This is a genomic window from Nocardia sp. CNS-044 (genome assembly GCF_059570515.1).
This window is the reverse complement of sequence record NZ_JCANSX010000011.1, coordinates 51,413-70,663: the sequence shown is the minus strand read 5'-3', so window position 1 is coordinate 70,663 and position 19,251 is coordinate 51,413. Positions and strand designations below refer to the sequence as shown.

General features: G+C 69.8%; 25 protein-coding genes. 17 read left to right on the top strand and 8 right to left on the bottom strand.

All coding sequences use genetic code 11. The annotated features are described in order from the left end of the window. The first annotated feature begins 47 nt into the window (after positions 1 to 47). Positions 48 to 815: a TSUP family transporter gene (locus tag T333_RS28680; RefSeq protein WP_355002582.1), complete on the top strand. Its 768-nt coding sequence runs from the start codon at positions 48 to 50 to the stop codon at positions 813 to 815. 7 nt (positions 816 to 822) lie between these two features. On the opposite strand, the gene T333_RS28675 is transcribed toward T333_RS28680, so the two are convergent. Next, positions 823 to 1,479 (bottom strand): TetR/AcrR family transcriptional regulator, encoded by a 657-nt coding sequence (locus T333_RS28675; protein WP_355002581.1) that lies wholly within the window; start codon positions 1,477 to 1,479, stop codon positions 823 to 825. Between the two features lie 197 nt (positions 1,480 to 1,676). On the opposite strand from T333_RS28675, the gene T333_RS28670 reads away from it, so the two are divergent. Together T333_RS28670 and T333_RS28665 are read left to right on the top strand one after the other, a co-directional pair. Further along, complete coding sequence (locus T333_RS28670; protein ID WP_496426442.1) at positions 1,677 to 3,221, top strand: TldD/PmbA family protein; 1,545 nt, start codon at positions 1,677 to 1,679, stop codon at positions 3,219 to 3,221. Positions 3,222 to 3,316: 95 nt separating this feature from the next. Next, on the top strand, positions 3,317 to 4,633 hold the full coding sequence (locus tag T333_RS28665) for a metallopeptidase TldD-related protein (protein ID WP_355002672.1): 1,317 nt from the start codon (positions 3,317 to 3,319) through the stop codon (positions 4,631 to 4,633). Positions 4,634 to 4,702: 69 nt separating this feature from the next. Here T333_RS28665 and T333_RS28660 read toward each other — a convergent pair whose 3' ends face one another. From T333_RS28660 to T333_RS28650, 3 genes are all read right to left on the bottom strand, one after another. Next, positions 4,703 to 5,203: a DUF4333 domain-containing protein gene (locus T333_RS28660; protein ID WP_355002579.1), complete on the bottom strand. Its 501-nt coding sequence runs from the start codon at positions 5,201 to 5,203 to the stop codon at positions 4,703 to 4,705. A gap of 165 nt (positions 5,204 to 5,368) precedes the next feature. After that, entirely contained in the window at positions 5,369 to 5,755 is a 387-nt protein-coding gene (locus T333_RS28655; RefSeq protein WP_355002578.1) for a PPOX class F420-dependent oxidoreductase, read from the bottom strand. Positions 5,756 to 5,779: 24 nt separating this feature from the next. After that, positions 5,780 to 6,328 (bottom strand): PadR family transcriptional regulator, encoded by a 549-nt coding sequence (locus T333_RS28650; protein ID WP_496426441.1) that lies wholly within the window; start codon positions 6,326 to 6,328, stop codon positions 5,780 to 5,782. A gap of 119 nt (positions 6,329 to 6,447) precedes the next feature. Here T333_RS28650 and T333_RS28645 point away from each other — a divergent pair, with 119 nt between their 5' ends. Then, positions 6,448 to 7,167, top strand: a complete 720-nt coding sequence (locus tag T333_RS28645) for a DUF8817 family protein (RefSeq protein ID WP_496426440.1) — start codon at positions 6,448 to 6,450, stop codon at positions 7,165 to 7,167. Positions 7,168 to 7,183: 16 nt separating this feature from the next. Here the strand turns inward: T333_RS28645 and map are convergent, their stop codons facing one another. Continuing rightward, positions 7,184 to 7,951, bottom strand: a complete 768-nt coding sequence (gene map / locus T333_RS28640) for a type I methionyl aminopeptidase (RefSeq protein ID WP_496426439.1) — start codon at positions 7,949 to 7,951, stop codon at positions 7,184 to 7,186. A 179-nt stretch (positions 7,952 to 8,130) separates the two neighbouring features. After that, on the bottom strand, positions 8,131 to 8,277 hold the full coding sequence (locus T333_RS28635; RefSeq protein ID WP_496426438.1) for a hypothetical protein: 147 nt from the start codon (positions 8,275 to 8,277) through the stop codon (positions 8,131 to 8,133). A 437-nt stretch (positions 8,278 to 8,714) separates the two neighbouring features. On the opposite strand from T333_RS28635, the gene T333_RS28630 reads away from it, so the two are divergent. From T333_RS28630 to T333_RS28595, 8 genes are all read left to right on the top strand, one after another. Further along, positions 8,715 to 10,490: a hypothetical protein gene (locus T333_RS28630; protein ID WP_496426632.1), complete on the top strand. Its 1,776-nt coding sequence runs from the start codon at positions 8,715 to 8,717 to the stop codon at positions 10,488 to 10,490. After that, the gene (locus T333_RS28625) at positions 10,487 to 10,678 is read left to right on the top strand and encodes a hypothetical protein (protein WP_355002574.1); all 192 of its coding nucleotides are present in this window, start codon (positions 10,487 to 10,489) and stop codon (positions 10,676 to 10,678) included. Before T333_RS28630 ends, T333_RS28625 begins: the two co-directional genes overlap by 4 nt. Continuing rightward, complete coding sequence (locus T333_RS28620; RefSeq protein WP_496426437.1) at positions 10,675 to 11,064, top strand: hypothetical protein; 390 nt, start codon at positions 10,675 to 10,677, stop codon at positions 11,062 to 11,064. The genes T333_RS28625 and T333_RS28620 overlap by 4 nt, the downstream gene beginning before the upstream one ends. 76 nt (positions 11,065 to 11,140) lie before the next feature. Continuing rightward, the gene (locus T333_RS28615) at positions 11,141 to 12,478 is read left to right on the top strand and encodes a hypothetical protein (RefSeq protein ID WP_355002572.1); all 1,338 of its coding nucleotides are present in this window, start codon (positions 11,141 to 11,143) and stop codon (positions 12,476 to 12,478) included. Positions 12,479 to 12,532: 54 nt separating this feature from the next. Further along, on the top strand, positions 12,533 to 12,796 hold the full coding sequence (locus T333_RS28610) for a helix-turn-helix domain-containing protein (protein ID WP_355002571.1): 264 nt from the start codon (positions 12,533 to 12,535) through the stop codon (positions 12,794 to 12,796). A gap of 52 nt (positions 12,797 to 12,848) precedes the next feature. Then, a complete protein-coding gene (locus T333_RS28605; RefSeq protein ID WP_355002570.1) occupies positions 12,849 to 13,247 on the top strand; it encodes a TOBE domain-containing protein in 399 nt (132 codons plus the stop codon). After that, positions 13,244 to 14,056, top strand: a complete 813-nt coding sequence (modB, locus tag T333_RS28600) for a molybdate ABC transporter permease subunit (protein ID WP_496426436.1) — start codon at positions 13,244 to 13,246, stop codon at positions 14,054 to 14,056. The genes T333_RS28605 and modB overlap by 4 nt, the downstream gene beginning before the upstream one ends. Continuing rightward, positions 14,053 to 15,102 (top strand): ABC transporter ATP-binding protein, encoded by a 1,050-nt coding sequence (locus T333_RS28595; protein WP_496426435.1) that lies wholly within the window; start codon positions 14,053 to 14,055, stop codon positions 15,100 to 15,102. Before modB ends, T333_RS28595 begins: the two co-directional genes overlap by 4 nt. A gap of 72 nt (positions 15,103 to 15,174) precedes the next feature. On the opposite strand, the gene T333_RS28590 is transcribed toward T333_RS28595, so the two are convergent. Beyond that, positions 15,175 to 15,459 (bottom strand): hypothetical protein, encoded by a 285-nt coding sequence (locus T333_RS28590; protein ID WP_496426434.1) that lies wholly within the window; start codon positions 15,457 to 15,459, stop codon positions 15,175 to 15,177. Between the two features lie 46 nt (positions 15,460 to 15,505). Here T333_RS28590 and T333_RS28585 point away from each other — a divergent pair, with 46 nt between their 5' ends. From T333_RS28585 to T333_RS28575, 3 genes are read left to right on the top strand one after another with little or no spacing between them, the layout of a single operon-like run. Then, positions 15,506 to 15,880, top strand: a complete 375-nt coding sequence (locus tag T333_RS28585; RefSeq protein WP_496426433.1) for an ArsR/SmtB family transcription factor — start codon at positions 15,506 to 15,508, stop codon at positions 15,878 to 15,880. After that, on the top strand, positions 15,877 to 16,968 hold the full coding sequence (gene arsB, locus T333_RS28580) for an ACR3 family arsenite efflux transporter (protein WP_496426432.1): 1,092 nt from the start codon (positions 15,877 to 15,879) through the stop codon (positions 16,966 to 16,968). Before T333_RS28585 ends, arsB begins: the two co-directional genes overlap by 4 nt. Positions 16,969 to 16,998: 30 nt before the next feature. After that, positions 16,999 to 17,430, top strand: a complete 432-nt coding sequence (locus T333_RS28575; protein ID WP_496426431.1) for an arsenate reductase ArsC — start codon at positions 16,999 to 17,001, stop codon at positions 17,428 to 17,430. Between the two features lie 42 nt (positions 17,431 to 17,472). Here T333_RS28575 and T333_RS28570 read toward each other — a convergent pair whose 3' ends face one another. Next, positions 17,473 to 18,099: a P-loop nucleotide/nucleoside kinase family protein gene (locus tag T333_RS28570; protein ID WP_496426430.1), complete on the bottom strand. Its 627-nt coding sequence runs from the start codon at positions 18,097 to 18,099 to the stop codon at positions 17,473 to 17,475. A gap of 147 nt (positions 18,100 to 18,246) precedes the next feature. On the opposite strand from T333_RS28570, the gene T333_RS28565 reads away from it, so the two are divergent. Then, positions 18,247 to 18,378 (top strand): hypothetical protein, encoded by a 132-nt coding sequence (locus tag T333_RS28565; RefSeq protein ID WP_355002562.1) that lies wholly within the window; start codon positions 18,247 to 18,249, stop codon positions 18,376 to 18,378. Continuing rightward, positions 18,375 to 18,824: an SgcJ/EcaC family oxidoreductase gene (locus T333_RS28560; protein WP_355002561.1), complete on the top strand. Its 450-nt coding sequence runs from the start codon at positions 18,375 to 18,377 to the stop codon at positions 18,822 to 18,824. The genes T333_RS28565 and T333_RS28560 overlap by 4 nt, the downstream gene beginning before the upstream one ends. Positions 18,825 to 19,251 lie beyond the last annotated feature (427 nt).

The following is a 19,251-nucleotide window of genomic DNA, read 5'->3' as shown; positions in this document are numbered from 1 at the left end:
CCGTCCCAGGCAGCGGGGAAACATGGGACGTCTGGTTGTCTTGCAGCGTGGATCTCGCAGATTGGGCGGCGCTGGTGGCGGCCGCGACCGCCGCAGGATGGGTCGACGCCGTGGTCGGCGGCGGCGGCCTGATCATCCTGCCGACGCTGTTCCTGGTAGCGCCGGGCATCGCGCCGCAGACCGCGTTGGGCACCAACAAGCTGGCGGCGGTCGCGGGGACCACCGCGTCGGTGCTGACGTTCGCCAAGAAGGTGCCGATGCAGTGGCGAGTGCTGCTGCCCGCGGCCTGCATCGCCGCCGTGGCCGCGGCTGTCGGCGCCGCGGCGGTCTCGCTGATCGACCGCGACCTGTTCATCCCGATCGTCATGGTGGTGCTGGTGTCGGTCGCGATCTTCGTGACGCTGCGCCCATCCATCGGCGTCACCATGGCGACCCATCCGCCGACCCGCCGCAAGGTGGTGCTCGTGGTGGCGCTGGCCGCCGGACTGATCGGGCTCTACGACGGCTTGCTGGGTCCGGGTACCGGCACCTTCCTGATCATCACCTTCGCCACCCTGCTCGGCACCGAGTTCGTGCGGGCCGCGGCCATGGCGAAGGTGATCAACTGCGGGTCCAACGTCGGCGCGCTGATCTTCTTCGGTCTCACCGGGCACATCCTGTTCGCGCTCGGCGCGACCATGGCGGTGGCCAACGTCGCGGGCGCGATCGCCGGATCACGGATGGCGCTGAGCCGCGGCGCGGAATTCGTCCGCATCGTGCTGCTCGTCGTCGTGGTGGCGATGGTGATTCGCCTGGGCTGGCAGCAGTTCGGCTGAGCCGTGCTCAGCCGACCGGTTCGGCGTGGGCCGTGCAGGTGGAGGCGAGCCAGGGCCGCAAGACTTTGGAGGTGGTCTCGTGGATCTTCCGGTGCAGCCGCTCGCCGTCCTCGGGTCCGGAATGCGGCTGCTGGAAGAGCACGGTGAGCGCGCCGGAGACCGCGCCGACCACCGCGCCGACCAGCGCCGCGGCGCCGACCTCGTCGAGTTCGTCCGGGAACGCGGCGTGCAGCTGCCTGCCGATCTCGCGCTGCGCCACCAGCTGGGCGTGTGCGGCGCGTCCGCTCACCGCGGGCACGGTCCGCGAGACCTGGGCGCGCACCGCGGCGATGCGGGCGCCCAGATCGTCGACGAGATGTTCGCCCGGGTTGTCGCCCGCCGCCCGTAGCGCGCGCAGCAGCACCTCGACCGGACGCTCGCCGACGCGGCGGCTGGCGATCGCGGCCACCGCGAGCCGGACCCGCTCGTCCGGCTCGGGGAAGAGCAGTTCTTCCTTGCTGGCGAAGTAGTTGAAGAAGGTGCGCGTGCCCACCTCCGCCGCGGCGGCGATGTCGGCCACCGTGGTGTCGTCGTAGCCTCTGGTCTCGAAGAGCTCGACGGCGGCCTCGAGCAGAGCGCGGCGGGTACGTTCACGTTTGCGGTCACGGAGGGCGGATGGCGGCACGCGGGCACAGTACGGCATTCCGCAGCGCCGATGCGGTAACCCGGGTCTCGCGCGCGCCGTTCGCGTCGGAACGATAGCGCACGTCAGGCCTGGCGTTGGACGGATCGTCGCTGTGCCGCTGGGCTTTTCGCGCGAGACGCGCACCGCCGCGGAACGGCGCGCGGACCGGTCGGCGAGAACCCGGTAGCGTTGCCGGGGTGAGCATCGCGACTTCCGAGGACACGTCGGGCTCGGCGATCGACGCCGAATTCCGCGCGCTACCACTGTCCGCGCTGACCGACGCCGCGCTCGCCGCGGCCACCGCGGCGGGCGCCGAACACGCCGACCTACGAGTGCACCGTTTGGTCACCCAGTCGATCCGGCTGCGGGACGGGCGGGTCGAGGCGATCAGCAACGCCACCGATCTCGGCTTCGCCGTCCGCGTGATCGTCGACGGCACCTGGGGTTTCGCCTCGCATGCCGCGCTCACCGCCGACACCGCCGCCGAGGTGGCGCGCCGCGCGGTCACCGTGGCGAAAGCGTTGCGCGAGCTGAACCGGGAGCACGTCGAGCTGGCCGACGAGCCGCGCTACGACGGCGCGCACTGGGTCTCGGCCTACGATCTCGACCCGTTCACCGTGCCGACCGCCGAGAAGGTCGCGCTGCTGCAAGACTATTCGGGCAGGCTGGCCGCCGCCGACGGCGTCGACCACGTCACCGCCTCGGTGTTGCAGGTCAAGGAGCAGACGTATTACGCCGACACCGCGGGCTCGTCGATCGCCCAGCAGCGGGTCCGGCTGCACCCGCAGTTGGAGGCGATCACCGTCGACTCGGCCGCGGGCGTCTTCGAGACCATGCGCACCCTCGCCGCACCGGCGGGGCGCGGCTGGGAGTACGTCACCGGCGCGGACGGAATCTGGGACTGGGACGACGAACTCGCGCGGATCCCCGGCTGGCTCGCCGAGAAGGTGAAGGCGCCGAGCGTCACCGCGGGCCCGACCGATCTGGTCATCGATCCCAGCAATTTGTGGCTGACCATCCACGAATCCATCGGGCACGCCACCGAATACGATCGCGCCATCGGCTACGAATCCGCTTACGCGGGCACCTCGTTCGCGACACCGGACAAGCTCGGCACGTTGCGCTACGGCACGCCGATCATGCACGTCACCGGCGACCGCACCGAGCGGCACGGCCTTGCCACCGTCGGCTACGACGACGAGGGCGTTGCGGGGCAGCGCTGGGATCTGGTGCGCGACGGCGTGCTCGTCGGCTACCAGCTGGACCGGGTGTTCGCACCGCGGCTCGGGCTGACGCGCTCCAACGGCTGCTCCTACGCCGATTCCGCGCACCACGTGCCGATCCAGCGGATGGCCAACGTCTCGCTGCGACCCGATCCGGAGCGCGACACCAGCACCGAGGAGCTGATCTCGCGGGTCGAGGACGGGCTGTACATCGTCGGCGACAAATCCTGGTCGATCGACATGCAGCGCTACAACTTCCAGTTCACCGGGCAGCGCTTCTTCCGTATCCGCAACGGCGCGCTGGACGGGCAGGTGCGCGACGTCGCCTACCAGGCCACCACCACCGACTTCTGGGGCGCGATGGAGGCCGTCGGCGGCCCGTCGACCTGGCAGCTGGGCGGCGCGTTCAACTGCGGTAAGGCACAGCCCGGTCAGGTGGCCGCGGTCAGCCACGGCTGTCCGTCGATCCTGGTGCGCGGCATCAACGTTCTCAACACCAGGACGGAGGCGGGTCAGTGAGCGAGCCGGGCATCGACACGGTGGACGCGCGCGGCGTGGCGCCCGCGGGCGAGGTCGTCGAGCGGGCGCTGGCCCTCTCCCGCGCCGACGAGGCGATGGTGATCGTCACCGACGCGCACGAGGCCTCGCTGCGCTGGGCGGGCAATTCCATGACGACCAACGGCTCCTCGGTGTCGCGGGGCTGGGCGGTGGTCTCGATCTTCCGCGACGGACCGCACGCGGCCCGGGTCGGCAGCGTCAGCTCGACGAGCGTCGATTCGTCAGAGATCGAGGCGATCGTGCGGGCCAGTGAGGCGGCGGCGCGCACCGCCGAACCCGCGAAAGACGCCATGCCACTGCTGGAATCGGACGCACGCGCCGCGGATTGGGCAGAGTCGCCCGGCAGCACGGGTATCGAGGTGTTCGCGGATCTGGCGCGTGACCTGTCGGCCGGTTTCGACGGCGCCGACCAGCTCTACGGCTTCGCCCACCACCAGATGCACACCACCTGGCTCGGCACCTCCACCGGCATCCGCCGCCGCTTCGTGCAGCCGACCGGTTCGGTGGAGATCAACGGAAAACGCGGCGCGGGCGCGGAGCTGGCGAGCGCCTGGGTCGGCGTCGGCACCGCCGATTTCACCGATGTCGACACACCGGGCTTGCTCGTCGAGCTGAACCGCCGCCTGGATTGGGCGGGCCGCCGCGTCGAGCTGCCCGCGGGCCGCTACGAGACGCTGCTGCCGCCCTCGGCGGTCGCCGACCTGATGATCTATCTGGCGTGGTCGATGGAGGGCCGCGGCGCGCACGAGGGCCACAACGCCTTCGCCCGCGCGGGTGGTACTCGAATCGGCGAGCGGCTCACCGACATTCCGCTCACGCTGTACTCCGATCCCGTCGCCACGGGACTGGAGTATCGGCCCTTCGTCGCAACGCCCGCCTCGTCGGAAGCGCTGTCGGTCTTCGACAACGGCCTGTCCGCCGAGCGGGTGGACTGGTTGCGCGAGGGTGTCGTGGAATCGCTCGTCTATCCGCGCGCCACGGCGGCGGAATTCGACGCCACCGCGACCGTGCCCGGCGAGAATCTTTTGCTCACCGGCGGTTCCGGGGCGGGTCTGGACGAGATGATCGCGCGTACCGAACGCGGTCTGCTGCTCACGACGCTCTGGTACATCCGCGAGGTGGATCCGGCGAGCCTGCTGCTGACCGGTCTCACCAGGGATGGCGTGTATCTGGTGGAGAACGGAGCGGTCACCGCGGCGGTGAACAACTTCCGTTTCAACGAGAGCCCGATCGATCTGTTGCGCAGGACCACCGAGGCGGGCGCCACCCAGACCGCGCTGCCCAGGGAGTGGAAGGACTGGTTCACCCGAACCGCCATGCCGCCGTTGCGGATTCCGGACTTCCACATGTCCTCGGTCAGTCAGGCCACCTGAGACACGACGCCGGGCCGCTCGCGTTCTCGCGGCGGCCCGTGCGGGGTGGGATCGTTGCGGTGACCGGCCTCAGTACGGGCGGCCGACCTCGTAGGTGCCGTCGGTGTCGGTGATGGTGACCGACACGGACTTCTGTGTGCTGCCGACCTTCACGAGGCAGTCGAAGCTCGCGTCGACCGTCACGGTCTGGCCGGCGGGGCAGCGGACGTCGCGGACGTCGTCGATGCCGTAGGAGTCGATGAGGACGAGTTGCACGCCGCGCTGGAGGTCCACCTGGTCCAGCAGCTGGGGCGCGGGCTCGACGGCGCGGACCGGCGCGACGGGCGCCGGGGACTGCGCCATCGGCGCCGAGGCGGCCGGCGTCCGAACGGGGTTGTCGGCCACCGCGCTCTCGCGGATGTTGACCACCACCAGTCCGGCGATGACACCGGCGATCGCGATGGCGACGGCGGCGACCAAGCCGGCGACGAGCACGGGAAGCCAGCCGCTGTCGGTGAATTCGCCGGTGTCCGGATGTTCGGCGACCGGGTAGGGCTGTGAGGCCCGCGGCGGCCGAGTCGGTGCTGTCATGAACGATCCCTCCCCCCGGGGCAGGGTCGAGACATCGTGTCCGCCTGGGGACTACCCCGGTATGCCCGACGAACAATAGCCGAGCCGTGATCGCCGCACCGCCGGTCCCCCGGAAACTCCGTGTCCGCCTTGCCTATTCCGGACTTTCCGGGCGCTCGGCCCGGGCTACGCGTCCGGGGTGAACTCGATGCCGATCGTGCCCGCTTTGCCCCTGCGCAGGTTGCTGCCGAGGATGACGAGCGGCCCGAGCAGCCAGTACTTCCTGCGCAGCAACTTGCGCACGCGCTCGGTGCCCTCGGCGTCCAGCACCCGGCCCGTGCCCGCGACGACGGCGCCGTGCAGCCGCTTGCCGCTGTAGTCGCACGCCTGCACGGTGCAGGCGGGATTCCGGCGCAGCCGCTTGACTTTCCAGCTGTCGGTGACCGTCCAGACATACAGCTTGTCGCCCTCGGCGACCGCCCACACCGGCGTGGCGACGGGCGTGCCGTCCTTACGGTAGGTGGTCAGCTGCACGTAGTCGGCGGAGCCTGCGTCCCCGAGCGAGTTCGTCATGATCGCAGCGTATCCGCAACGCGGTCACTCGGGCATGCGGTACTCGCCCGAATCCAGACGGGCGAGCAGACCGTCGGTCCACCGGGTCAGGTTGTCGAAGACGCCGCTCCAGAGCTCCAGCAGGTCGGGCATGTGCGGCGACTCGTAGCGACCGGGGTAGGTCGGGATCATGGCGATCAGCTCGTCGCGAACAGCGGCCGCGTTGCGCCGCTGCTCCCCCAGCTTCGCGATGACGTGCGCGCGTGGCAGCGCGTCCATGAAGGCGATGGCGGCGCCGAGCTCTTCCATGTCGATGCTGACCAGCGCGGCGTCCATGAGCCTGCGGAACTCGGTCTCGCCCGCCTCGGTGAGCTCGTACAGCATCCGGCCGGGTCCCTGATCGCTGCTCTCGGTGCCGAGCGCGCGCAGTTTTCCTTCCTGCGTCAGCTGTTTGAGCGCGTGGTAGATCGAGCCGGGCTTGACGTTCGTCCAGGTTTCGGCGCGCCAGGCCAGCAACTCGCGCCGCACGGCGTAACCGTGGGCGGGTTGCCGGGTGCGGATGACCCCGAGGACGAGCAGACGGACGGCCGCCACGCGTGACTCCTTTCTCCGTGCGACGAACGACTCATGCTACTCAAATTTGACTTCCGCGAACGAACGCCCCTAGCCTCGCAGTAATCAAGTTTGACTAGTGCACTTCGGAGGAACGCCTCATGGACGACTTCCCGGTTCCGGTGCTGTGGACCGCGTCGCCGACCGCCACCCTCGACTTCTACCGGGCCATCGGATACACGGTGACCCACGAACAGACCCGCCCCTACGTCTATCTCGCGCTCGAAGCGCACGGCTGCCCAGTGCATTTCAACTCGCCGCCCAAGGACTTCGCGATACCGGCCGAGCGGGTCGGCTGTCTGGTGATGGTCGACGACGTGGCCGCGCGCCACCGTGAACTCACCGGCGCGTTGCGCGCCGCCTTCGGCAAGGTGCCCGCCAAGGGCCGCCCGCGCATCACCCGCTTCCGGCCGGGACAGAGCCGTTTCACCCTCGTCGACCCCGACGGCAACACCCTGCTGTTCATCCAGCGCGACGAACCCAGCGAACTCGAGTACGGCGGTTCGTCCGAGCTGGCGGATCTGGCGAAGGTGCTCGACAACGCGCGGATTCTGCGCGATTTCAAGAACGACGACGAGGCCGCCGCGCGGGTGCTCGAAGTCGGCCTCGGCCGCTTCGCCGCCACGGCCGCACCGGTGGAGCGCGCGCGGGCGCTGGCCATGCTCGCCGAGATAGCCGTCGCCGCGGAAGACCCCGAGCGCGCCGCCCGGTACCGCGGCGAGGTGCGCGCGCTGAACCTCTCGGACGAGGATCGCGCGGCGGTGGCCGTCGATCTCGGGGCGGGCACCGATCTGGAGCGGTGGCTGACCGAAACGCGCTGAGCCGGAGAGGGTCTCGTCAGGAGGCTCGGGTGAGCACCTGCGGTCCGTCGGCGGTGATCGCGATAGTGTGCTCGGAGTGCGCGGTGCGCGAGCCGTCGGCGGAGCGGATGGTCCAGCCGTCGGCGTCGGTGTAGATGCGGTCGGTGGTGCGGGCGAACCACGGCTCGATGGCGAGGGTGAGCCCGGGCCGCAGCCGATACCCGCGACCGGCGCGGCCCGCGTTCGGCACGTGCGGGTCCTCGTGCATGGTGCGCCCGAGACCGTGCCCGCCGAACTCGGTGTTGACCGGAAAGCCGTAGGAGCGGGCCACCTCTTCGATGGCCGCGGAGAGATCGCCGATGTGGTTGCCGGGCACCGCGACCGCGATGGCGGCGGCGAGCGCCTCCTCGGTGGCGCGCACCAGCTTCCGGTCCGCCTCCGCTGCCGTGCCGACGATGACGGTGATGGCCGAATCGGCCACCCAGCCGTCGACGCCGACCGCGAGGTCGATGCTCAGCACGTCACCGTCGCGTAGGGCGTAGTCGAACGGAAGACCGTGCAGCACAGCGTCGTTCACCGACAGGCACACCGTGTTGCGGAACGGACCGCGCCCGAAGGACGGCGCGTAATCCCAATAGCACGAGACCGCTCCGCGCTCCCGGATGCGTTCGCGCACATAGGCTTTCAGGTCGAGCAGGTTGACCCCGACCCGCGCCCTGGTGCGCAGCTCGGCGAGCACGTCCGCGACGAACTCCCCCGCCACCCGCATCCGAGCGATCTCCGCGGGCGACTTCAACTCCACCATTCCCGACCTCCACTGCGCCGAATCCCACCGGCGAGCACGCGCCCGGCCGGTATTTTTATACCAGCCTAGCTACGGCGGTATTTAAATACCAGCCACACGCGAGAACTCGCCGCGCCCGGCGATCCCCGGACGCGGCGGAACTCAGGAGACGCACATGCCGGATCGCTCCGGCGGCAGCCCTACTCCGCGTCGTCCTCGCCTTGCTCCCTGGCGCGCAGGGCCTCCGCCAATTCGGCGCGCAGCCGTTCGGCCGCCTGCCGATCGTTGCAGTCCTCGGCCGTGGTGATGTCCTGACGAAGCTGGGCGATCGTGTCGCGGGAAACCATGAATCCTCCCTCTCGCTCTCGCGGCGTTGTCATTCCATCCATGGGGTGTCCGGTTTCGCCGGACGGAAACCCTTGCCCGGATGCGAGATTTCCGGGCACGACCGGGTAATCGTCCCGTGAGTGGCGCCACATCGTGTGGGTGAACAGTCGTACTCTGACAGGGATGGACGGTGTCGCGCGCGCACCCCTCCCAACGTGCGCGACGCTCCACTCCCGTACCGACGGAAAGGGCTCCCAAGCTGCCCCTCATCGCGGTCGCGAAGCAATAGCACCACCTGCTCGACAGTGTGTGCTACGTTTCGTAACATTAATAGGCGACGAGTGTAAACTCACTGGCGTTGGAGGTTTTCGTGTCCGGCACGATCCACGAAGCGATAGGAGAGATCGCCGCGCAGGGCACCGAGGGCGGCGGCGCGGCGCTGGACCAGGTGGCGATCATGACCGGCTCGGCGGGCCTGATCGCGCTGGTGCTGCTGTGGGTCGGTTATCTGCACCGGACGCGGCGCATCACGTGGCTCGGCGCCACGGCCGACCGGATCGGCGCCGTCTTCAACCGGCCTGGGTGGGTGGCACTGCCCATCGTGATGTTCCTGGCCACCATCCTGACCGCGCTGCTCGGCTTCATCTGGGACGTCAGCCTGCACGTGGGCAACGGCCGCGACGAAGGCCCGCTCGCCAATCCGGCGCACTACTTCATCTTGGCCGGACTGTTCTTCCTGTTCACGGCCGGAATGCTGGCGATCGTGCTACCACTGGACGAGAAGCCGGGCGAGGCGGCGGTGCGGATCACCCGCACCTGGTACGCGCCCGTCGGCGGCATTCTCATCGCCGGGGCGGGCCTCTACGCGCTCATCGGCTTTCCGCTCGACGACATCTGGCACCGGATGTTCGGCCAAGATGTGACGCTCTGGGGACCGACGCACCTGATGCTCATCGGCGGCGCCGGACTCTCCCTGGTCGGCGTGCTGCTGCTGGAATTCGAGGGCGGCCGCAACCGGCCCGATCCGGACCGGGAAGACGGCTGGCTGATCTGGACGCTGCGCGCGTTCGCCTTCGGCGGTCTGATCATCGGCCTGTCGGTGTTCCAAGTGGAATTCGATTTCGGCGTCGAGCAGTTCCGGCTCGTCCTGCAGCCGATGCTGATCGTCGCGGCGGCCACCGTCACGCTGGTCGCCGCGCGGGCGACGCTCGGCGCGTTCAGCACCTTCGTGGTGGTCGGCTTCGCGGCGGTGGTGCGCGGGATCGTGGCGTTCCTGGTCGGCGGGCCGATCATCGACGCGCCGCGCAACGTCTTCCCGCTCTACCTCGGCGCCGCCGTGGTCGTCGAACTGCTCGCCCTGCTCCCCTTGGCGCGCAAGCCGCTGTGGTGGGGTGCGGTGGCCGGTTTCGCGGTGGCGACCGTCGGTGTCTGGCTCGAATCCCTCTGGGTCGCCGCGATGTTCGTCGATCCGTGGCCCGCTTCGATGTGGCCGGAACTGCTGGCGATGACGGTGCCGACGGGCATCGCGGGTGGTGTCGTCGGCGCGCTGCTCGGCATGGTGCTGCGCGGTGAGCCGTTGCCGCGCCCGCCCGTGCGCCGCACCATGGTCGTCGCCGCGGTGCTCGTCGTCGCCGCTACCACCACCAACGGCCTGCTCATTCGCCTCCCGGATCAAGCGAGAGCGACCGTCGCGCTGCGCGAGGCCGAGCCCGTCGACGGCGGCCGCATGGTGACCGCCGACGTGCGGCTCGAACCGGCCGACCTGGTCGGCTCCGATCCCGAATGGGTGCAGATCCTGGCCTGGCAGGGCGGCGTCGGATCGGACAGCCCCGGCCGCGGCCTGGTCGTCGACCAGCTGCGGCGCGTCGGCGACGGCCACTACGTCTCGACCAAACCCGTTCCGGCGCACGGCACCTGGAAGACCGTGCTGCGCCTGCAGGACGGCCGCATGCAGACCGCGCTGCCGATCTTCATGCCCGACGACCCGGGCATCGGCGCCGCGGAGGTCGCCGCGCCACCGGAGTTCACCCGCCCGTTCGTCGCCGAGATCACGGTGTTGCAGCGGGAGCGCTCGTTCGACCATCCGGCCTGGCTGTTCGGCGCCGCCTCGCTGGTCGTTCTGGTGTGCAGCCTGATCCTGATCGGCGCGCTGTCCTGGGGCGCGGCGCGGATCAACGACCGCTACCCCACCACCGCGCGGACGGACGCGACCGAGCCCGTCGCGGCCGGATGACCGGCGCCGCCGACGGCGTGGAGCTGCTCGCGGACCATTCCGTCCTGCTGGCCATCCCCGCCTTCCTTCCCGCGTTCGCCGTGGTGGGCATCATCGTGCTCATCGCGGTGCGCGACCGCCGCGCCGAGCGGCGCGAGAGCGAGCGGAACGACCGAACCCCTTCGAACAGCGACGAGGAGACCCGATGACCCGCACGTGGCGCTACGCCGCGCTCGCCTGCGCGGTAGCCGCCGCCGCGCTGGGTTGCGCCACCGAGGACGCCCCGAGCACGCCGCGGCCCAGCGCGAGTTCGCCCGCCGAAGCCGACGCCGTCGTCGTGCGTTTCCGTATCGCGAACGGGTCGGTGAGTCCGGTGAACGAGCGCAGGGAGGCCGAGATCGGGCAGCCGATCGAGCTGGTGGTCGACAGCGACGCCGAGGACGAACTGCACGTGCACGCCACGCCGGAGCACACCTTCGAGGTCCGCCCCGAGGCCGGGCAGCGCTTCCGGTTCACGGTGGAGGTGCCGGGGCGGGTCGAGATCGAACTGCACCGCGCGCACAAGACCGTCGCCACGGTAGTCGTGCGCCCGTGAACGAGCGCCAGCGAGCGAACCATAGGCACAGCGCGCACTCGCGCACGACGGAGCCGAGCGCCAGCGGGGTGGAGTCGTGAACGAGGTCCTCGCGCACGGGATCTCCGGTGCGACCGATCTGCCGATTCCGTTGTCCTACGCGTTGATCGGCGCCGCGTGGGCCCTGACGTTCTCCTTCGCCGTACTGGCCTTCGCGTGGCGCGAGCCGCGACTCGATCCGGATGCGCCGGGCGTCGCGCTGCCCGCGTTCGCGCGCGCCATGGTCGATTCCGCGGCGGTGCGGACGGTGCTCGCGGGGCTCGGGCTGCTCGGGGCGATCGCGGTCCTCGCGGTCGGCTTCTTCGGCGCGGCCGAGTCGGCGGACAATCCCGTGCCGGGGATTGTCTATATCTATCTGTGGGTCGGGGTGATGGTGGCCTCACTGGTGTTGGGGCCGGTGTGGAAGATCGTCTCGCCGGTGCGCGCGCTGCACCGCCTGGCCTGCCGGGTGGCGGGGCGGCCGCCGGGGCGCGGGCTGCTGCCCTACCCGGAATCGTGGGGCTGCCTGCCCGCGGCGCTGGGGCTGTTCTCGTTCGTGTGGCTGGAATTGGCTTATCCCGAACCGGGTTCGGTGCTCGCCGTGACGATGTGGTTTCTCGGCTACCTCGTCGTGGGGACGGTCGGCCTCGTGGTGTTCGGGACAACGTGGGCCGAGCGCGGCGACCCGCTGGAGGTGTACAGCAGTCTGCTGGCGCGTCTGAGCCCGTACGCGCGGCGCGACACCGGGGTCCCGGTGCTGCGGTGGCCGCTGAACAATCTCGCGGGCACGCCCGCGCTCACCGGCTCGGTCGCGGTGGCGGCGACACTGCTGGGATCGACCGCGTTCGACAGCTTTTCGATGTTCGCGAGTTGGCGCGACTTCCTCGATCGCGCGGGCGGCGACTCCACCCTGCTGACCACCTTGCTGCGCACCGCGGGGTTGCTCGGGTTCATCGCCGTTGTCGGCGGCGTCTTCCGGCTGGCCACCCGCGCGACCGGCGGCGTCACCAGGGCGGAGCGGGCGCTGCTGCCGATTCGGCTCGCGCACAGTCTCACCCCGATCGTGGCGGGCTACCTTGTCGCGCACTACCTCAGCTTCCTGGTCGAGAAGGGGCAGGCGACGCTGATCCTGTGCGCCGACCCGTTCCAGCGCGGCTGGAACATCCTGTGGCTGGGCGATTTCGACGTGCAGTACATCCTGTCCACCCATCCCGCCGTACTGGCCAGCATCAAGGTGCTGGCCGTCCTCACCGGTCACATCCTCGGCGTCGCCGCGGCACACGACCGCTGTCTTCGGCTGCTCCCGCCCGCGCACCGACTGACCGGCCAGCTCGCGCTGATGCTGACCATGGTCGGCTACACCTTCACCGGGCTGTACCTGTTGTTCGAGGCCTGACCCGTCGACCGCGCCCACTTGCGGTATTTAAATACCGCCCCTACCCTGGGGCGCATGGTTCGCCTGCCGCTGACACCCGCCCAGATCGAGGCGGGCCGCCGCCTGGGCGCTCGGCTGCGCGCGGCGCGTGGCGAGCGCGAACTCACCGAGGTCGCCACCGCTGCGGGGATCTCGCCGGAGACGCTGCGCAAGATCGAGACCGGTCGCCTGCCGTCGCCCGCCTTCGGCACGGTCGTGGCACTGAGCCAGGCGCTCGACCTCCCGCTCCAGGAACTGGCCGACACCTGGCGCTCCGCTGGGCTCGCCGAATCCGCCTGATCGCTACCGCCCGGGTTTCCCTTCCCGCGAATACGTCAATAAACTCCAATTCGTGACGAATCTGCGGATCAGTGAAGCGGCCGCCCTGATGGGCGTCAGCGACGACACCGTGCGACGGTGGATCGACCAGGGCAAGCTGCCCGCGATCCAACTCGACAACGGCCGCAAGGGCGTCGACGGCCGCGATCTGGCGCAGTTCCTGCGCGCCAACGCCGAGGCGCCCGCGCCGGGGGTGACGGTGGCGGCGTCCGCGCGCAACCGCATGCGCGGCATCGTGACCCGCATCGTCAAGGACACGGTGATGGCCCAGGTCGAGATGCAGGCCGGACCGTTCCGGCTGGTGTCGCTGCTCAGCCGCGAATCGGTGGACGAACTCGGCCTCGAGGTCGGCAGCGTCGCCGTCGCGTCGGTGAAGTCCACGCACGTCGTCGTGGAAATTCCGGAGACGTGACCATCGCCGCGCGGCGACGGGCGGTGCGCGGGCGGCGGCCGCTGATCCTTGTGCTGCCCGCGGTGTGCGGGTTGATCTTCTTGGTCGCGCCGTTGCTCGGGCTCGCGGTTCGAGCGCCGTGGGCCACCATGCCGGAGCGCCTGTTCAGCGCGGAAGTCGCCGAGGCGCTTCGTCTTTCGCTGGTGTGCGCGAGCCTGGCCACCCTCGTCTGCCTGGCGCTCGGCATTCCGCTGGCCTGGCTGCTGGCGCGCGGCGACGTGCCGGGCCGCGGTCTGGCGCGGGCGCTGGTCACCGTGCCGCTGGTGTTGCCGCCGGTGGTCGGCGGTGTCGCGCTGCTGCTGGTGCTGGGTCGGCGCGGATTGATCGGCCAGTACCTGTACGACTGGTTCGGCGTCTCGTTGCCGTTCACCACGGCGGGTGTGGTGGTGGCCGAGGCCTTCGTGGCGATGCCGTTCCTGGTCATCTCGGTGGAGGGCGCGCTGCGGGCCGCGGACCCCCGGTTCGAGGAGGCCGCCGCCACCCTCGGCGCGTCCCGCTGGTACGCGTTTCGCCGCGTCACCTTGCCGTCCGTGCTGCCCGGCGTCGTCGCGGGCGCGGTGCTCTGCTGGGCCCGCGCACTCGGCGAGTTCGGCGCGACCATCACGTTCGCGGGCAGCTTTCCCGGCAAGACCACCACCATGCCGCTCGCGGTGTATCTGGCGCTGGAGACCGATCCGGACGCGGCGATCGTGCTGAGCCTGGTGCTGCTGCTCGTCTCGGTGGGCGTGTTGGCCGCCTTGCGGGAGCGGTGGATTCGAGGTGCGATGTGACGCTGGACGCCGAGATCCGCGTCACCCGCGGCACATTCACCCTCGACCTCGCACTGACGGCGAAACCGGGCGAGGTGGTGGCGCTGCTCGGCCCGAACGGCGCGGGTAAGAGCACGGTGTTGCGGGCGCTGGCTGGCCTGCTCGCGGTGACCGAGGGACGCGTGCGGCTCGGCGAACACATCTGGGACGCACCGCCTTCGGTGTTCGTGCCCGCCGAGCACCGCGAGGTCGGCGTGGTCTTCCAGGACTATCTGCTCTTCGCGCACCTCTCCGCGCTGGACAACGTCGCGTTCGGTTTGCGCGCCCGCGGCCATCGGCGCGCCGCGGCCCGTGAGCGCGCCGCCGAATGGCTCGATCGCGTCGGCCTTTCCGAGTACGCGCACCGCAAACCCCGCGCGTTGTCCGGCGGGCAAGCCCAGCGGGTCGCGCTGGCCCGCGCGCTGGTCACCGAGCCGCGGCTGTTGCTGCTCGACGAACCGCTCGCCGCGCTCGACGCGAGCACCCGGCTCCAGGTGCGCTCCGATCTGGCCCACCATCTGCGCGACTATCCGGGCCACACGGTGCTCGTCACCCACGATCCGCTCGACGCGATGGTGCTCGCCGACCGGCTCGTCATCCTGGAACACGGCCGCGTCGTACAGCAGGGTGCGCCCGCGGAGGTCGCCAGGCAACCCCGTTCGGATTATGTGGCGAACCTGGTGGGGCTCAACCTGTATCGCGGCACCGCCCGCGGCGGCGTCGTCGATCTCGACGAGGGCGGCGTCCTCACCATCGCCGAACCCGCCGACGGTCGAGTGCACGTCGCCTTTCCGCCGAACGCGGTCGGCCTGCACCTGGAACACCCCGCGGGCAGCCCGCGCAACGCATGGCCGGTCACCATCACCGGCATCGAACAACACGCCCACACCACGCGCGTCCGCCTCGACGGCCACCCACCGGTCCTCGCCGACATCACCCCGGCCACGGTCGCCGAACTCCGGCTGCGGCCCGGGATGGAATTGTGGGCGGCGGTGAAGGCGACCGAGGTCAGGAGCTATCCGGCCTGAACCGCGCGACGCTCGCCGCCGTCGCATCGCCGAACTCCGCCCACGACTCGCGCTGCCATTACGCGGCGGCCGCTAGTCCAGGTCGATGCGGATGGTGAGCATCGGCCCGCCGCGTGCGAGTCGCCGGAGCAGGATTCCGTCGAGCCGATAGGACGGCCGCCCCTTGCCCAGCAGGCGGTGGCGCGCGGTCGCGTCGTCATCGTCCAGGAAGGTCGCAGTGCCGGTCCGCCACCGCAACCGCACACCGTCGCGCACCTTGGCGGGCCGAGCGTGGTCGCCGAGGCGAGCCCGAATCCGGTCAACGCGGTCGAGAACACTCGGCCGTGCGCGGACAAGGGTGCGGAGCGCCTCATTCACCAGATGTTTGCTTGCGCCCGATTTAGACAACCATCAATATAGGCGTATGTCGAAGTCGGAACTTCCCTTGCTGCCGGTGCCGCCGTGCTCGGCCGCGCCGATCGTCCGCGAACCGCTGTCCGGCGAGGCGGCGGCCGAGTTGGCGGGCGTGTTCAAGGCGTTGTCGGATCCGATTCGGCTGCGGCTGCTCAGTTCCATCGCCGCCCGCGCGGGGCAGGAGGCGTGCGTCTGCGAGTTGTCCGAAGGCATCGATCTGACCCAGCCGACGATCTCCCATCACCTCAAGGTGCTGCGCGAGGCGGGGCTGCTCACCAGCGAACGCCGCGCGTCGTGGGTGTACTACCGGGTGATTCCCGAAGCGCTGCACAGGCTTTCGGAGGTGCTACTGGTCGAGAGCGGCGCCGCCGGGGTGAACCCTTGAGCGCCGAGACCCGAACCCCGCAGAACGAAGTCGTGGCGAAACTGTCCACGCTGGACCGGTACCTGCCGGTGTGGATCGGTGTCGCGATGGCCGCCGGGCTGCTGCTCGGGCGAATGATTCCGAGGCTCGGGGACGCGTTGAGCGCCGTGGAAGTCGACGGGATCTCGCTGCCGATCGCGATCGGCTTGTTGATCATGATGTATCCGGTGCTTGCGAAGGTCCGCTACGACCGCCTCGACACCGTCACCGGTGACCGCAAGCTGTTGATCGGTTCGCTGGTGTTGAACTGGGTCTTGGGCCCGGCACTGATGTTCGCACTGGCCTGGCTGTTGTTGCCGGATCTGCCCCAGTACCGGACCGGGTTGATCATCGTCGGGCTGGCGCGCTGCATCGCGATGGTCATCATCTGGAACGACCTGGCCTGCGGCGACCGCGAAGCCGCCGCAGTGCTGGTGGCGTTGAACTCGACCTTCCAGGTGATCATGTTCGCCGCGCTCGGTTGGTTCTACCTGTCCGTGCTGCCCGGCTGGCTCGGCCTGGAACAGACCACCATCGACACCTCGCCGTGGCAGATCGCGAAATCGGTGCTGATCTTCCTGGGCATTCCCTTGCTCGCGGGGTATCTCACCCGCCGCTTCGGCGAACGCGCGAAGGGCCGCGCTTGGTACGAGTCGACACTGCTGCCCAGGATCGGCCCGTGGGCGCTGTACGGGTTGCTGTTCACGATCGTGATCCTGTTCGCCCTACAGGGCAAGCAGATCACCTCCCAGCCCCTCGACGTCGTGCGCATCGCGATTCCGCTGCTGGCCTACTTCGCGATCATGTGGGGCGGCGGCTACCTGCTCGGCCCAGCGATGGGCCTGGGCTACGAACGGACAACGACCCTCGCGTTCACCGCCGCGGGCAACAACTTCGAACTCGCCATCGCCGTCGCGATCGCCACCTACGGCGCGACCTCCGGGCAGGCACTCGCCGGGGTCGTCGGCCCGCTGATCGAAGTTCCGGTACTCGTCGGACTCGTCTATGTGTCGCTGGCCCTGCGCGACCGCTTCCCGTTCAGCACCGCGGCGCAGACCCCGCTCGCCTGATCCGCGTCGACCCGAAAGGCCCACTTCCCCATGGCTTCCAAGCCCAGTGTCCTGTTCGTCTGCGTCCACAACGCCGGACGCTCCCAGATGGCGGCCGGGTTCCTGACGCACCTTGCCGGCGCCGACATCGAGGTCCGCTCGGCGGGCAGCGCGCCCGCCGGATCGATCAACCCCGCCGCGGTCGAGGCGATGGCCGAGCTCGGCATCGACATCTCCGATCAGCGGCCGAAGATCCTCACCTTCGACGCGGTGGAGACCTCGACCGTGGTCGTCACCATGGGCTGCGGCGACACCTGCCCGGTATTTCCCGGCGTGAGTTACCGCGACTGGGTTCTCGACGACCCGGCGGGCAAGGGAGTGGAGGCCGTGCGGCCGATCCGGGACGAGATTGGTCGCCGGGTCACGGAACTCGTCGCGGAACTACTGCCCACGCGTGCCTGGCTCACCGACCCTGCCAGCTGAGCGGGTACCACATATCCGGGTCAAGCCCCGGTGGCCCAACTCTCAGCTGGGAATGACGAAATCGCAGGCAGCATAAGCCTTCTCGCGCGTCCCGGACTCGAGTACCGAGGACTGATAAGCCTCCCACCGGCCGAGCTTGGATGCGTCGCGGTCGGCGCCGCGCGCGACCATCCGGGCTCGAATCCGCTCGGCGGGCGTATCCAGCCAGACCGTGACGATCGGGCTCGACGGCGCCGATTCCGGATAGGTGCGCACGTGCTCGCCCAGCGTGCGTCCCGCGGCGTGCGCGGCACGGATGACGGACAGGAACGGCGCGTCGAGTACGACCGGGGCCGCGGCGGCGACGGTCAGCCCCGTGCGGATGAGACCCTCGTACAGGCCAGGGGCGATCAGCGCGCGATAGGTGTCGGAATCGCGGTCGTGCCGATCGCCGGTCAACGCCTCGATCACCGCTTCCTCCAGGCGCGGCACGAAGCGGTCCTTGTCCAACACGACGGCGCCGGTCAGCTCGTGCACATACGCCGCGGCCGTGGACTTCCCGGAGGCGGGAAATCCGCACAGCAGCACGAGCCCGCGAGAACCGAGCGCGTCGGCCACCCCGCGCAACCGTTCCCGCACGCCCGTCTCCACCCGATCCAGGTCCTCCAGCACCGCTCCAGTCCACCACATCCTCGGCACGCTCGACCCGCGCTCCATCCCGCCGGTCGGCCTAGCCCACGCGGCCGTCTCCCGCGCCGGGGTTGCGCCTGGAAGAACTCCGGACACCGTTCGGAGCGCTTCACGGTCTTCGCGGGCCGGAGCTACACCCTGGCCCGCGTGCAGGAGATCGCCGACCAGGCGGACGTCGCCGACAGCGCGGTCGGCACCTTCGTCAGCGCCTCCGCGAACCCGGTCGACCCGCCGGACTTGACCTCAACCTTTGTTCAGGTACCAAGCTGTCGATCATGAACGCAACGACAGACGAATCGCCGGTGGTCGAGGATACGACCGTGGACCACACCGAGGACATCGCCGCGATCAAGCGATTGGTGGCCGATGTGGAGGAGGGCTTCAACAACAAGGACGCGGAGCTGATGGTCAGCGGCTTCACCGCGAACGCGTCGGCGGGGAACGCGGTGGGCATGGTGATCACCGGGCGGGATGCGCTGCTGGAGGCGGGCCGCAAGGGGCTGGCGGGATTCCTGAAGGACGAGTACGCGCGCTACGAGGTGACCGACATCGTCTTCCTGCGGCCGGATGTGGCCGTCGCGCACAAGGCCGCGCGGGCGATCACGGCGGAAGGCGATCCCATCGATGTGGATCCGGCGATGGTCGCGCTGTACGTCCTGGTGAAGGAGGGCGGGCGCTGGTGGACGGCGGCGCGGCACAACACGCTCGTCCCGAAGGCCGAGTGAGGCGATACCGCAGGTCGGAGGGTCGTGCGAGGGAGAACTACCCCCGAACAGAACAGTCCCCGGTAGTCTCCATCGAATCCTTGGGTTTCAGTCGTCGCTGATTACCCTGGTCTTCGACTGGCTTGCCGGGGGCCTAGCCGGATCCTGTGCGAGTTACCAGTACTTTCTTTGGACGTCTCCGCCGATTGTGTGGCACTCTTCGGTGTTCCGGTGTACATCTAGTGTCCTCGGTTTTCGCCGCTAGTCAATACCTGGAGACCCCCAATTTCGAGGTATTTCGCCTGCTCACCGCGACGTCGACACCCGGCTGCGGGACCCCCGGCGAACCTGCGGCAGACGGCCCCCGCAGCGGACGGCATCCCGGGCGACCACTGCCATCGCACGGCCTGTCGCACCGGTACAAGGCGGGAATGCGCGCGGAGAAACC